The 13,560-nt window shown below is 53.8% G+C and carries 13 protein-coding genes; 4 read left to right on the top strand and 9 right to left on the bottom strand.

The annotated features are described in order from the left end of the window. Positions 1-91: 91 nt before the first annotated feature. The 5 genes from QMZ18_RS34595 to QMZ18_RS34575 all read right to left on the bottom strand — a co-directional run bounded on the left by QMZ18_RS34595 (position 92) and on the right by QMZ18_RS34575 (position 4,756). Positions 92-610, bottom strand: a complete 519-nt coding sequence (locus tag QMZ18_RS34595) for a hypothetical protein (RefSeq protein ID WP_282611016.1) — start codon at positions 608-610, stop codon at positions 92-94. A gap of 194 nt (positions 611-804) precedes the next feature. After that, a complete protein-coding gene (locus QMZ18_RS34590) occupies positions 805-1,530 on the bottom strand; it encodes a DUF6602 domain-containing protein (protein ID WP_282611015.1) in 726 nt (241 codons plus the stop codon). Then, positions 1,527-2,045, bottom strand: a complete 519-nt coding sequence (locus tag QMZ18_RS34585; protein WP_282611014.1) for a Mov34/MPN/PAD-1 family protein — start codon at positions 2,043-2,045, stop codon at positions 1,527-1,529. The genes QMZ18_RS34590 and QMZ18_RS34585 overlap by 4 nt, the downstream gene beginning before the upstream one ends. Next, the gene (locus QMZ18_RS34580; protein ID WP_282611013.1) at positions 2,014-3,738 is read right to left on the bottom strand and encodes a ThiF family adenylyltransferase; all 1,725 of its coding nucleotides are present in this window, start codon (positions 3,736-3,738) and stop codon (positions 2,014-2,016) included. Before QMZ18_RS34580 ends, QMZ18_RS34585 begins: the two co-directional genes overlap by 32 nt. A gap of 4 nt (positions 3,739-3,742) precedes the next feature. Next, entirely contained in the window at positions 3,743-4,756 is a 1,014-nt protein-coding gene (locus QMZ18_RS34575) for a nucleotidyltransferase (protein ID WP_282611012.1), read from the bottom strand. Positions 4,757-5,030: 274 nt separating this feature from the next. Between QMZ18_RS34575 and QMZ18_RS34570 the strand changes: the two genes are divergently transcribed. After that, positions 5,031-5,441: a hypothetical protein gene (locus tag QMZ18_RS34570; RefSeq protein WP_282611011.1), complete on the top strand. Its 411-nt coding sequence runs from the start codon at positions 5,031-5,033 to the stop codon at positions 5,439-5,441. Positions 5,442-5,934: 493 nt separating this feature from the next. Here QMZ18_RS34570 and QMZ18_RS34565 read toward each other — a convergent pair whose 3' ends face one another. From QMZ18_RS34565 to QMZ18_RS34550, 4 genes are read right to left on the bottom strand one after another with little or no spacing between them, the layout of a single operon-like run. After that, positions 5,935-7,080 (bottom strand): tyrosine-type recombinase/integrase, encoded by a 1,146-nt coding sequence (locus QMZ18_RS34565; protein ID WP_282611010.1) that lies wholly within the window; start codon positions 7,078-7,080, stop codon positions 5,935-5,937. Positions 7,081-7,088: 8 nt separating this feature from the next. Continuing rightward, on the bottom strand, positions 7,089-7,364 hold the full coding sequence (locus QMZ18_RS37155) for a WGR domain-containing protein (protein ID WP_282611009.1): 276 nt from the start codon (positions 7,362-7,364) through the stop codon (positions 7,089-7,091). A gap of 38 nt (positions 7,365-7,402) precedes the next feature. Then, on the bottom strand, positions 7,403-10,444 hold the full coding sequence (locus QMZ18_RS34555) for an SMC family ATPase (protein WP_282611075.1): 3,042 nt from the start codon (positions 10,442-10,444) through the stop codon (positions 7,403-7,405). A gap of 17 nt (positions 10,445-10,461) precedes the next feature. Further along, complete coding sequence (locus QMZ18_RS34550; RefSeq protein WP_282611008.1) at positions 10,462-11,604, bottom strand: exonuclease SbcCD subunit D; 1,143 nt, start codon at positions 11,602-11,604, stop codon at positions 10,462-10,464. Positions 11,605-11,679: 75 nt separating this feature from the next. Between QMZ18_RS34550 and QMZ18_RS34545 the strand changes: the two genes are divergently transcribed. The 3 genes from QMZ18_RS34545 (at position 11,680) to QMZ18_RS34535 (ending at position 13,549) form a co-directional block, all read left to right on the top strand. Further along, on the top strand, positions 11,680-12,483 hold the full coding sequence (locus tag QMZ18_RS34545; RefSeq protein WP_282611007.1) for a hypothetical protein: 804 nt from the start codon (positions 11,680-11,682) through the stop codon (positions 12,481-12,483). A 61-nt stretch (positions 12,484-12,544) separates the two neighbouring features. Continuing rightward, complete coding sequence (locus tag QMZ18_RS34540; protein ID WP_282611006.1) at positions 12,545-12,883, top strand: hypothetical protein; 339 nt, start codon at positions 12,545-12,547, stop codon at positions 12,881-12,883. Between the two features lie 141 nt (positions 12,884-13,024). After that, on the top strand, positions 13,025-13,549 hold the full coding sequence (locus tag QMZ18_RS34535; RefSeq protein ID WP_282611005.1) for a hypothetical protein: 525 nt from the start codon (positions 13,025-13,027) through the stop codon (positions 13,547-13,549). The last annotated feature ends 11 nt before the right edge of the window (positions 13,550-13,560 follow it).

Below are 13,560 nucleotides of genomic sequence, written 5' to 3'. Positions count from 1 at the left end.
CGTTGATTGCGGCCGCTAGATTCCCAGTAATCCCGAAGCAGGTGTTGAATGGTGAATATCATGACTTCCGCCCCCTCCTGCAACTGACACCTTATTGCGGTTCGCGGGTTGCTCCCTTTGGTAAATCTAAGTGGTCGTAAAACACCAAAAACGCTTCCAATTGCCTTAACTGCTGATAAAGCTCATCCGATTTTTCCACAAGCTTTGAGAAATCCTGATCCGTCCAGTTCCTGACTTCCTTCCTACCTGGTATCTCATAGTCTTCGCTGAATTGGTTCTCGTCGAAATGGCCGTGTGCAAGTTTGTTCCGGTCTTTGGACAACTTCCGGATTTCCGCTGCTGGGAGGCTTGATGCTTCCGGGAAGGCCAGCAGTATCAATTCGAGCACATATAAGCGGTGCTCAAACCTCATCCTGACATGCTCTTTTTTTGGATCGTGTTTCACATCGTGCTTTTGCCGCACACGGACTACGGCCAAATCTATCAAACGGCTGATTTGGTTTTCGATGCGATTGAAGCTCACAAGGAAACGACCGAGAGCTGCTTCGTAGTTCGGCCGCTTCTCGGGATCGAACCATGGACCATCGTCATCATATTCGTCTGCACACATTTTGGTGCTATTTTCCTTATTGACCACGGCGGTCGCGTAAGACCCGAAAGCCAATTGAGACTATTTTCGGTGACGCTTTTTCAGCCTTGGTTCGGAGCGCAGCATTCTACGTGGAGGGCGGAAAGCGGACTTTCGCAGCAGAAGCGTAACCGGAAACTGCTCGCGGCAATTGCTGACGTACGCGTAGCGGTGATCTATTCCGCCAGCCATTCACCGTAGGCTTGAACATCGATCATCGGGACAGTGCCGCTAAACTGAAGTTGGGAAATCAGCTTGAACAAAAATGCGGTAGCGGGCTTGCCGCCAGAGTAAACGGTATACTCCTCAGGGTCATCACCCGCATGAAAATAACCGTGACCAGCCACGCAGCCAAAGTCGATTTTTCCCTCTTCTTGATCCAGTTTCAAAGCGTCGACGAGGCTTTCGCCAAGGCCCGGTTTCCAGTCGCTGTCGAAGGTCAAAAGACCGCCATAGATAGGAATTAATGGTTTCGCCGGATAAGTTCCACCTGCGTGCGGTATCGGCAAGCTCGTTCGATGTAGCGCGCGTACGCTCCGGACCTTTTCCTGAGCGTACTGGACTTGCTTCAAATTTGCCGACTGCTTCGCCTCGAAAACTGCGTAGACGCTTTCTGCGGGAATTATGACTTCGCCCTCATAGTGAAAAATAAAGGGTGAGTATTGATGGTCATAGATAACAACATCAATCTGCTGACTTATTGTCCCTTCGCTATCCACGACATGCGCTTTGTCTGATTTGTAACGCGCTGGAAGGTAAGTGTTGAAAAGTTCATTCCAAACACGTTCACTCGCATCGCCTTTGGACACTGGATGTGGCATCGTTTTGCGAATTGTTTCGAGACGGCTTTGAATATCGTCGTGCAAACCCGAAAGTACATCCTTCAACGACCAATCGCTCATTTCTCGTCCTCCGCGTCGCTTGGCGCTGCACAAGCAATATCGCGCTCTGCGTCTTCAATTTCTATTTCGCAATTCATCTTGTGCCCAGACGCGAGATAGGTCTGCGCACCGATGTGAAATTGTGCGTCTGCGTCGAGTTTCACAATTATCAGCACTAGAAAATTCACCGCCTCACCTTGATCGGCGAGCAGATTGTACATGGTGATCTCATCCTGAAGGCTCGGCCAGACAGGTGCGGCTGGATGGGAATGCCATTCACCGAAATAGTTGAACCGTTCGGGATCGCCGCCGAATTCTTTGTGTAGGGCCAGAATCTCCCTGCGTGCGGCGCCGCCGCGGCGTTTGAATGTCGTGACCGTCCCGCCGAAAAAACGCTGCCGCGTTGCCTCGACGATTCGGAAATCGCCTTCTGCGATTTGCTCGCCGAACAGCACGCCTCCGATTTCCTTGCGTCCAGCCCCCTTGAGATCGGAAGCCCATCTCTCAATCATCGCTTTCGGTATTCGCAGTCTCATCGTTCGCGCCCTGGAATAAGGATTTTATAAAGTCCGACTCTATAGTTGTTTCGGAGCCCGAGGATATGGTGCTTCGGATTGGCGCGTCGGCAATGATGGGCCGGGCGTCAAACGGTCCGTTGAACAACCACCCCCGCTTCAGTCCCACGAGATAGGCGTGCGCATCATAATTCGATGGCTCGATGTCGATCAGCGTATCGAGAGTGAAAGCGCTAAAATGGGAGGCGAATACTGATACATCAGCATCGGTCGCCTGCATCGGCGCCGCTTCGCCGATAGAACCATCATAACCGCCTCCCGTTGAGATAGGTGGGGGGCCATCGCTTGTTTCGTAGTACTGATTGATAACCGTGCGGATGTCGTAGGGTGACGGATCTTTGTTGATCCGTGCCCTTGCAATTTCGCCACCGACGCCGCCGGCGTAAACTGCGCCCCAGATCAATGAACGATTATGGCGTAGACTTAGGCCGGCCAAGTGATTGAACACGTCCGGATTAGCGGTGACATCGATAATGAGATCGCAGAAGGTGAGCGCCTGGCTGACATTAGCCGCTTGCTGCGACGAAACCTGCGCGCCGATAGCACTTTTCCAAACACCGATTTCGACGTCGCACCGAATTAGTCGCAGTCGATGTGCCGTTAGCTCGACCTTGTGACGCCCGACATCCCGCCAGTCCCCATCATGTCGCTCCAGATTACCGGTGTTCAGAATATCACCATCCACAAGCTCGAACCGGCGAACGCCCGATCTCGCCAATGAAACAGCGATTTTAGAGCCAAGCGAGCCGAGCCCGACGATACCTACTTTTTTCTCCCTGATGTCCGCTGATGGAACGCCGGACCGATTGCCGTCGAAAGGTGCAAGGACAGTTGTGAAGCTCATTAGGTCGTCATCATCCGCGAAATGGCAGAGCAGCGTAAGGCCACCCTCCGATCCGCGAAGTACAACCGCCCAATGGGCATTCTGTGTCAGGGAGAATCGGTCACCCAGCAGATCATTCAGAGCCTCGAACGTCTTGATCTTCTCCAACGTCTTCGTCGGCGTGTCCGTGACGAAGACGACGCCTTCCTTTACTACACAGGTTTTTCGAAGCGCCTCGGGTGTGAGTCGTTGTTTCTTGTCCTCCCCTTTGCTGCCGATCGAGAGGACATGCGCCACGAAGGTCCGGCCGCTGTAAAAATCGATCCCGATCTCCATTGGCAGACCGTCAATGTCGTCAGCCGCCAGAACGAGGCGTGCTGACGGACCGACATAGAAACGGGTCACATCGGATAGAGACAAAGTTACTGGTAAATCATGTGCTGACGGAGCGTGGACCACCGCGCCGTCATCACCTGGTGTCTCGGTCTCCAGAAGACGCCTTGCGCTTTCGATCATCATTGCGCCTGTCACGTCCGGCGTCCAATTGTCATTACGGATTTCAAGGCAGAGTTCACCGCCCGCACCGTATTGGTGACCGGAAAGCCGCGCCGCGCCGTCCACTGGGACAATACTTGGCGGCGATGTTGGAAACGTATTGTGATAGATTAATTGGAGAACATATCGGCCACGGGCGATGACGATGTCGAACGCGAGCTTCAAGCGTAATTGATTGTCGACGGACCATACCGGGTTTTGAAACCAGTCTGCTTCAAGCTCTTCAATGGCTTCGCGTTCAATTCGCAGCCGCGTCTGATCGGTCAGCCACCACATAAGCTCATGCGAACTTTGCCGGCCGAGTCGTCGGCGCCGCTTGGGCAGCGGTGAAACTTAGAGGCGAAATCGCCGCAGCGGCGCTCTTCATTGTTTGGCCTGACTGTTTCGGTCTCGGGAACCGGTCTCCGAAAATCCGTCGCCAATAATCGGTCGCCTTGTCCTGATCGTCCCCGGCTAGAGCCTTAGCGGCATCATCACGGTGTCTTCTGATCTTGTCGTAGTAAGCGCAGAATTCTTCGTTCGTCACCCCCGCAAGGATATCGCCTCCAGGTATGGCCGGATCCTCAAGAAACGGGCAATTTCCAAACGAACGGTCAAAAGAGTACGCGTCGAGAAAGCTCTGACACCAGTCATGGAAGAGCTGACCGTAATGTGTTTCGGTCTCGCTGATGTGTGGTGCGATCAGGGTTTCAAGCGCAAAACTCTTCGGGTGGCGGGACACGGTCTTGTTCTGCCGACGCGCCCACTTCACCATTCGCGTCATCGGATTGAACCGGCCGGAACAACGTTCATTCTGAGCCGCCGACCAGTCCGTATGCTCTTCCGGATCCGTCCTGTACCATTCGCCAGTGTTACGGTTACCGATCCGAAACAAATTGTCGTCCTGCCGGTCGAGAAGGATCGACACATCGAGATCGGCTTTATTCATCGACAATGCGACCGAACAACGATTCCTCTTGATCATCGTGATGCCGAGGTCGCTCCTCGCTCTGTTCAACGCTCCGAATAGCTCGTCCATCAATGCCGTCGGATCGGCGAACCAGGGATGTCCATCGACCACTACATAGAGGTCGACATCAGGACGTTCGGTTGAGCCGTCTTTCGTTTTGGGCCGTATGGAGGTGTAGCGCTTGTATGAGCCCCCCAGAAAGACCCGCTTCACCTTGTCCTTGAATTCATCGTCATTGAGCAATGCCCTGCGAACGGAGGTGTGGGCGCTCTTACAGTTCGAAACCGTCGTCTCACTCGGCGTGATGTCCTTGATGAACTCGGTAAATCTTGCGTTCGGTGTCATAGTGGCCTCGATGTTCAGTATACGTTCTTAAAATTTAGCACTCCTCTTCCTCGAGTGCCAACCGGCAATTTCGCAATACCTAGCGGTGCTCATGGAAAATAGACCGCAACATCTTGTGTATATCGAAAGCGGCATGTGATTATTCAATCCCCTAGTGACCAAAGCATATGGGGCCGTTCAGAATCCGCTTCTCGGAGGTTACACCGCTGCGTCTTGTTGAGCCTCTGGAGACGAAGAACTCTCTAGTGAATGTCTAGGAAAGATATCAGGTTCCATGAATGAACAGGAAAAACAAATCGTCCGTCTGTTGCTCAATGAAATGGCATTCGAGGGTGCAAAAAGGCACTTTCACGAACCGCCGCCAGACATCGACATAGAGTTATTCCGGAAGCTGGAACGCATCGGGGTTCCCTTGATGTATGACGGGCAAATTGAAGATTACCGATACGCCGAAATCGAATTCGATGAGCAATGGTCGGTTTTCGAAAACTGTTACAGGTATCTGAGGATCATTCGGAACAATATCATTCATGCCAACAAGGCGTTTCGCCCCGACCCATCACAACGCTTGTCGGATCTTTTAAGCTGGTCTGACGAGCTTATAGACACTGTCTACGCGACCGACAGCGATTTCTCCGCGCGGGCACAGGAGATAAAGGCCGTTTTGTCAATTGAATCCTTCTGACGGACCGTAGGCGGCTTCAAAACGAAAGCCTTGTCCTGCCGATTTCTCAGCCGTTCAAGAAGCTCGTCGTAAGGGACGAATTCGACAATGGTCGGCTGCGTAGCGAATGTCAGCTTTCGGGAACGCTGTCGCAAAATCCGAGGCGTGGCGTGAACGGCAGGAAAGGGCCGGAATTTCCATTTCGATCCGTCCGCATTTTCGACCTTAGCGGAAGGCACAGTTAACACTAATAGTAATAGTGTTAACTGTGAGGTGCGCTAGGTCCTCGCCTGCAGATGGCGATCGCTGGTGCGGGCCCGCATTCCCTATCGAACATTAACAACGCTTTCTATTTTGATGGGGCACCATTTAACAGTTCTCCAGTGAACCGTTAAATGGTGCCAAGAGGGGCTACGCCCGTAGAAAGCAGAAATGCCACTGAGGCATCGAGCAAGCCAATAAACTCTAGTGCGTAGCGCTATGTCGAATGACGTTTGACCGACTGGTCGCGGCCCTACCCCATGAGCCTAGCGGCGCGGCTCAATTCGGCTTCAGCATCGTTGTAATACTCCGAAGCCTGCTGCACGGATTTGTGCTGGGACTGCTGCATGGCCTCCGCCAAAGGAATCCCATCCCTTGCCGCCTGAGTGAGATATCCGGCGCGCAGGCCGTGCGCACTGTAGTCTTTAACATCATAGCCGGCGGTCTTCAGTCGAGACTTGATCACCCAGGCGATCCCAGCCTCGGTCATCCCACGCGCGCTGACATTCTCCCATTGATCGACCTGACGAAAGACATAGCCGTCCTTGATGCTCTCGCTCTCCAACCAAGTCGCGAGTGCTTCAACAGGTCGACCAATCAGTTTAACCGCCGCACCCTCCTCCGCGTCGGTCGTCTTGGTCCGTCCGAGTTCGATCGTCATGCAGGGCAGCATCGGGCTTTCCGGATCCGCGGGATCGGCCGGCACTGGCTCTTCTTCGGTCAGCTGCTTGATCTTGAGAGAAGCCAGTTCGCTGCGACGGCGGCCGCCGGATGCAAAGGCCACCAGTAACAACGCCCTGTCCCGCATCGCCGCGGGCCCGCCGTTTCCACAGGTGTCCAACAGATCTTCCAGGATATTGCGGGTAATCGCCCGTCGGCTATTACGAACCCGCGGCCGATCGGCAGCTTTCGCGGCGCGCTTGACCGCCTCACGCAGACTGGGTTCTGCAAAGGGCCCCTTCTCGCCCCGGATCCGGTGCAGGGTCGACCAGCTCGAAAGCCGCCGCCGCACGGTCGCAGGCGCTTGTGGTCCCTCGGTCCGGAGCAGTCCGCGCGAACGCAGTTCAATTTCGACATCTTCCGGCATGCCGTGATTCGGGTCACGCTCGCGCTCGGCGGCATCATAGAGATGATGTGCGACATATTTCAGCGCCAGAGACTCCGGTGCAGGCCAGGGGAGGACCTGCCCGCTTGCCGCCAAACACCAGGCCTCTAGGTAGGAAAGATCCGACGTCAGGGCTCGCAGGCTGTTTTCCGGCGTGCCCTTACGCGCCAGGTGTTTCAGAGTCTTGAGATCTGCGTCAGTGAGAAGATCCGTAACCAGGTCCTGGTGCTCAAAGGAGACCACAGAAATCAAGGCGCCCAGTCGGTCGCTTGGATCTCCAGATGGCTCAGTCATGTTTTACCCTATCGTTGGTTTCTCAGCTCATAGCCGCGGCGGCGCTTCTCAGCCAGCTTAGCCTCCAATGCCCGTTCTGCTTTAGCAGCAGTGTCGAACCATTCCGTTTTAGAGCGGCCTCTGGTCCCGCTTCTTCCCCAGAAACGCGACAAGCCCCAGTGCCCAAAGAGAGATCGGGCAATTCGCAACGCGTAAGCACGGTGCAGATTACTCTGCGGTGCATGGCGCTCTAGGTAGACGCCTCGGTACAACTCATCTCTGTCTGTGAAAAGATCCTGATTCATTGGACTCGATCCCGCAACAACATTTGGAAAACGACTTGTCAGATAGTGCGCATCTCAACGTGACTTCCGGAGACAGACTTTCTGATTTGGAAACCATTCGGAATCGCCTGTTGCACCAGTTCAACATGTGAAATGAGACCGACTGCTCGGCTTTGACCGACAAGGTCCTGCAGAACCTGCAAGGCTTGATCGAGCGTTTCGCTATCGAGGCTGCCAAAGCCTTCGTCGATAAAGATCGTATCGAGGCGAATGCCACCACTTACGCTTTCCACAACATCCGATAAACCAAGCGCCAGAGCGAGGGCCGCCATAAAGGTTTCACCGCCAGACAAGGTGGACGTGGCACGCAAGCGACCGGTATGGACGTCATACACCGATATCCCAAGCCCTCTACGTCCGGTGCCTTTGCCGCCCTCCTGTTCGCGCTCAAGGGAGTAACGGCCACTGCTCATGGGCAGGAGCCGGAGGTTCGCCGCCTCCAGTACCCGATCGAACATAGCGCCGATTGCAAAGGTTTCCAGCTCGACCCTCTGTGGGTTTTGCCCGTTAAACGCAGCGGCGATCCCAACGAGCGGGCCACTGTCTACCTCGGCCTTCGCGATTCTCTTGAGCTCGGCCGCGATGCTTGCTTGGAGTCCCACCAGATGATCAACACGCGCCTTCGCGGCCGCAGCTGATTTAACCGTCTCATCGCGCGCTTTAATGGCAACGTCTCTTGCCTGGGTCAGACTTCCTAAATCAGGGCGTTTGATGCCTTCAATAGCCACAGTCGCGCGCGATACTCTGTCTTTTGCGGCGGCAAGTTGTTCTGCATGCGCCTTAATATTGGTTTCCAGGGCGTCGATCTGAGAAATGTTAGCTTTGTGAACCTGATATTGCTCAGGTGTAAAACCGTTTTCGGCAAGCCGTGCCGCAAGGGTCTTGTCAGCTGTTTCGGAGGCATCGATCGCGTTGCTATACGCCCTTGCAGCGCTCTCTCCATCCTTTTGGGCCGCTATCAGCGCTTCACTGGCAGAGCGCTCTTTCTTAACGGCGTCTTCTAAGGCAGCTTCCTGACTTTTAATACTGGCGACCACCTTTGCGATGGCGTTCTCGAGCGCTTCACTCGTTTGCAATTCTTTCGGAATGGTCGCCAAACCGTTCAGCAGGTTCTGCCGCGCCAATGCGAATTCAGTCTTTAAGACGTCGCGCTTGAGCCGCTCCACTTCTAACGCCTTCACAGCTTGCGATATTTCTTCGAGCAGGCGTCCTAACGCCGCTTCGAGTTCCGGTATCTCCGCAGCTGGCCCAAGACTTTCCAGACGACTCTTGAGAGCGTCTCCCTCGTCCTCCGATTCTTTAATGCTTTTCGCAGGTTTCTTCAAAGCCTCGAGCGCAGATCTGCGTTCACTCAATGCGGCGCGTGCGCTCGCAACGGATGCCCTTGCCGCAGCCTCTTTGTTCCGCGCAGTATCCAGTGCCACCTTCGCATCCCGGAAGGCGTGGTCGAGGCCGGCGCTCTCCGCAGAGCCTTGAGCGGGTGATGGATGCGCTGACGATCCGCATACTGGGCAGGGATCCCCCTCAATAAGCTTCTCGGAGAGATGAACGGCCTGAGCGCCCGACAGCGCATCTTCCGCGGCGGCGAAGGTCGTTTCGGCCGATTGTAGCTCGTTGGAACGACGCTCATGCGACTGGCTGGACGTTTCCAATAGAAGCGTGCTGTCAGCCACAGCTTTGCCGGCCTTTTCGTATTGCCGAGCAATACCCAGCATCTGCTGGACGGACGTGATCTCAGCCGTCAGTTGCGCACGCTGTGTTGCTGCCGACTGGGCCGCCGTCACGTTCTTGGCAGTTTCCTCGCGCAAGTTGACGAGTTTCGTATGGAGCTCTTGAGAGACGACGAACGCATCTTCGGCCTTGCCTGCCGCATCTTCCGCGGTCTTGGCGATTGCACTGAGGCCTTGTGCACTGATCAGGGTCTCTCGATGGCGATTCAAGTCTTCACAGTGACGGCGGAGACGATCAAGCTCTCCGCTCTTCTGCTTTTCCGTTGAGAGTACGATCGCCGCCTGCGCCGCAGCGTCTGCCGCTGCCACGCGCGCCTGCTCTGACCTCTGCTTCTCGATCAGCGAGCGTTGCACAACTTCATGAGCTTTGGCGGCAGCGTTATCCAGGTCAAGCATGGATTTCGCCCGTAGCGCGGCTTTTAGCGCCACTTCACTCTTATCGATTTCAACTGATCGCGCCTCGATGACAGACAAATTTTTGTCGGCATCGATTTTCTCTTTAAATGCCTTATCGGTATTCAATGCATCTGTGAGTGCTTTTTCTGCCTTCGTGGCAGTCTCGCTGGCCTGTTTCGACGCGCTGTCGGCTAGGGATTGCTGATTATTTGCTTCAGAAATCCCATCTTTGAGTGCGTCTGGACTCTCAAAGCCGTCATGGCGCAAACGACCGGCACACACCAGGCGATCGTTTTTGACCTTTTCTTCTGCTTCCTTGGCATCGTCTCTCAGCTTTTGGGCAAGACGTTTATACAAGGAGACATCAAAGAGATCCCGCAGGGTCGCTAAGCGGTCTTTCGTCTTAGCGGTTAGAAAAGTCTCAAACCTGCCTTGAGGCAGAAGAATGATTTGGCGAAATTGTTCGGCGCCATATCCAAGCCGTTCCGTCATTGCTTCTTCAACGAGGGTCGTTTTCTTTTCGGCAATAATCTTACCGGAGTTCTCATCGGAGAGGTCATCTAGGGAGATGCCCGTGACATCAAACAACCAGGCGGCATGACGCTCTTTGGTTTCACCGCCGCCTTTCAGCGCAGGGCGCACTTGCTCCGGTCGGCGGCGGACAAGATAACGCCTCTCGGCAACTTCAAAAACCAGCTCTACTTCTGTCAGACAGTCCGGGCGCGCATGATCGGAACGCAAAGTCTGCGGATCCTGATCGTCTTTCGCCGATTCCCCGAAGAGGGCGAACGCCATGGCGCTAAAAATCGAGGATTTGCCAGATCCGGTGGGTCCATAGATCCCAAAAAGGCCGTTGGCCAAAGCTGCTTTAAAGTCTACGACCTCGCGGTCCGCATAGGGACCGAAAGCCTGCATCGTCAAGCGAAGCGGTCTCATGTTCTCGCTTCCTCTCGGGCGATGACCTTAAGGCCGGTGTCGATCACGAGCCTTTCGTTCACATCTGGCGCCTGCCCCCGAACGTATTCCAAGAATTCAGTGACGACATGTTGCGGATTGTCGAGAGGCGACTGGGCAACAGTTGTTGATTTGGTTTCCGGTTGGTTTTCATCGCGTTCGTAGCTAAGCACCATAGCATTGGGATAGATCTCCCTCACCTGCCCCATGGGATCAATGAGGGCCCCTGGATCGGTCAACACGATCTTGATGAAATCTTCCGAGATGGAACCTGTCGCTACGAGATCGGCCAGCCGACCTTTTAGTGTCCGTACAGACCGCACTGGTACGAATGGAATGAGAGTTGTCGTCACGCGCCCGTCATGTGCGAGTTCAACCAACGTCATCGATTTTTGGGTATCCGTCTCGTCAAAGCCAAAAGCCAGAGGAGAGCCGCTATAGCGGATATGCTCCGCGCCGGCAGGCTGTGGCCGGTGCAAATGCCCGAGCGCTATGTAATGCGCACCCTCGAAGATCTCAGCTGCGACAGTTTCAACTCCCCCAACAACCAGACGGCGCTCGCTGTCGCTAGGACTGGAATTCGTTACGAATGCATGAGCCGTAATGACCCAGCGCGCGCCATCAGGAACATGAGCGCGTGCAGCGCGGACCTGAGCGGCAAGCACGTCTTCTGGATTGGAGATGCTGGTGTCGTCAAAACATTCACGAGCCGAAAACTCATTCCCAAATGGCAACGCAGAGAAAGCGACAAGGCCATGTTCGTCTTTTAGAATTAGAGGACGTTCATCTGCAAAGAGAGATCCGCGGATCAAAGTTTGGTTTCGATCCGCAAGCGTCGCAATTGATTCAATCCGGTCTCCAGAATCATGATTGCCGGCGATCATGACAATCGCCGTCTCGCTTTGCGTCGCGACACGTTTGATGAAACCATTGAATTGACGCACGGCACTGGTTGGCGGAGATGCACGGTCGTAGATATCTCCCGCTATGATGAGCACGTTGGGTTCATGCTTGCGAACAGCGCCTAATACCTGCTCCAGAATCTCTGCGTGATCGTCCTCAAGGGACTGGCCATGAAATTGGCGCCCGAGATGCCAGTCACTGGTGTGCAGAATCTTCATTCAATTATACCATCAAAAAAATATACGTATAATTTTTAGATGGACAAAGGAAACCAAGTCAAGATAAATGCACGCATGAGCTTCGATGACTTCAAACATGCGCAACGGGAGCGACTGATCTATCTCGATCAGTGTTTTGCCTGGCGAGGGTCGGCTAAACGGCGCGACCTTATTGAGAAATTTGGTGTATCGACGGCCCAGGCCGCGCTCGACTTTAAAGCCTATTTGGCGCGTGCCGGAGAAAAGGCTCCTATGTATGACGCAGCGCTGAAAACCTATATTGCATCGCCGGACCATATCCCGCTGACCGAAGAAGTGAGTTATGGCGATTGGGAATCAGTCCTGCGATCGGTCGGTGAAAATCACTTTGATGAACTCCCTGAGTTGCACCGCACCGCAGACCCCCGAATGATTGCCAGATTGAATCGCGCCATAGAGCAGAATGAAGCCATCCAAATTCGCTACACCTCCATGACAACAGGTAGCCAATCACAGCAGTGGATCGCGCCCACTAGGTTTGCCTCCGATGGTACGCGCACTCATTTGCGAGCCTACAGCTATAAACACGAAGAGTATCGCGACTACCTGCCTGTCCGTATTAGTGAGAAGAGCAGTTTCCAGACTCAGGTGCTACAAGAGTCACTTCCGCTGGATGATGACTGGCATACGATCGCATGTATTTCTCTTGTGCCAAAGCGCACACTTTCCGCCGAGCAAGTGCGCGCTGTGCGGAAGGAATACGCATTTACAGGTAAAACACTCCGGGTCGAGACTCGAAAAGCTCTGGAATTCTATGCAGACCGCCGCTGGGGATTGGATCAACCTAATGCGCGACTAGAACGAAGCAAGACCGAATATTATTCTGAATTTCCTAGTTGATTCGGTCTGCGGTACGCTGCTTGCTAAAGAGAAAAGAGTGAGCGGTGCGGGGAGGACAATCATGCAAGTAACATCCCGTAGGTTCCCAGACCGTTTCCTGATTGTGCCGAATCACGAACAGTTTTTTGGCGAAGTCCGTAATGAAGAAAACTGTCTCGACATCATTGAGGCGTTCACTTTCAAAAATACCGCTAAAATCTATCTGACCAGGCTTGGCGCAATAGGATTTCATTTTCTCGACGACGGCTCACTACGTTCGATCATGCAACTAAGGTCGGTTGAACCCGGAATGGTACCCGAACATGTCACGCAAAACGGAGACGATATACTCGCTCTTCAAGGTAGCCGCCTGGGTTTTGCCAATTTCATTTCTGCAGCACTGTTTGGACGTTTTGCTTGATCCGACCTATGTCCACTATGACCCAAACTGGTCGTTGGGCCGGTATCATGCAATATGGGAAACATCGGGTCAGCGAGTACATCCAGCAACAATGTTGTTAGTCTGCTTTCAAACAACATGTTGGTCGACCACTAGTCCACAATGGAATCAGCAGAAACCGAGGGCTTTGCTACGGAATTCTCACCTATCGAGCAAGAACTGGTCGTGTTTAAGGCCCTCACGGAGACTCTCGATTCGATGCTCAATCACGAGGTGATGACGGTTCGAGGAGATGATCCTAACACCGAGATCGTTTTTGCCACGTCAACCCATATGCGCCTTTTCAACATCCTCCTCGTTGATTTCCTCAGTAGACAAAACAAGATCGTCGTGGGATCCGACGCTTCGTACCTGGTGCTACTAGAAAAAGTTTGCCAGGCGCCTTCTATCGGTGACCAGAATTCTGTCGGTGACCTCGCCCAGGCAACACAGTGCCTACATTCCTGGCTCAATGCTGAGATTGAGGTTTGTGTTTGGTTACCATCCATCGACAACGAAGTGGATCTAGCTATCCGACGACACGATTTCATCTACATCTGCGGCAACATAGGCGATAATTTCGGAATATCGTTTGGTCGGAATAGCCTATATCTGATGCAAAGGAGGGGAATAAATTCTAGAATTTGATCGGTTAGCAC

This window comes from Pelagibius sp. Alg239-R121, assembly GCF_947331435.1.
Lineage (GTDB): Bacteria > Pseudomonadota > Alphaproteobacteria > Kiloniellales > Kiloniellaceae > Denitrobaculum.
The sequence above is the reverse complement of the archived record's forward strand: the minus strand, read 5'-3'. Positions and strand labels throughout refer to the sequence as shown.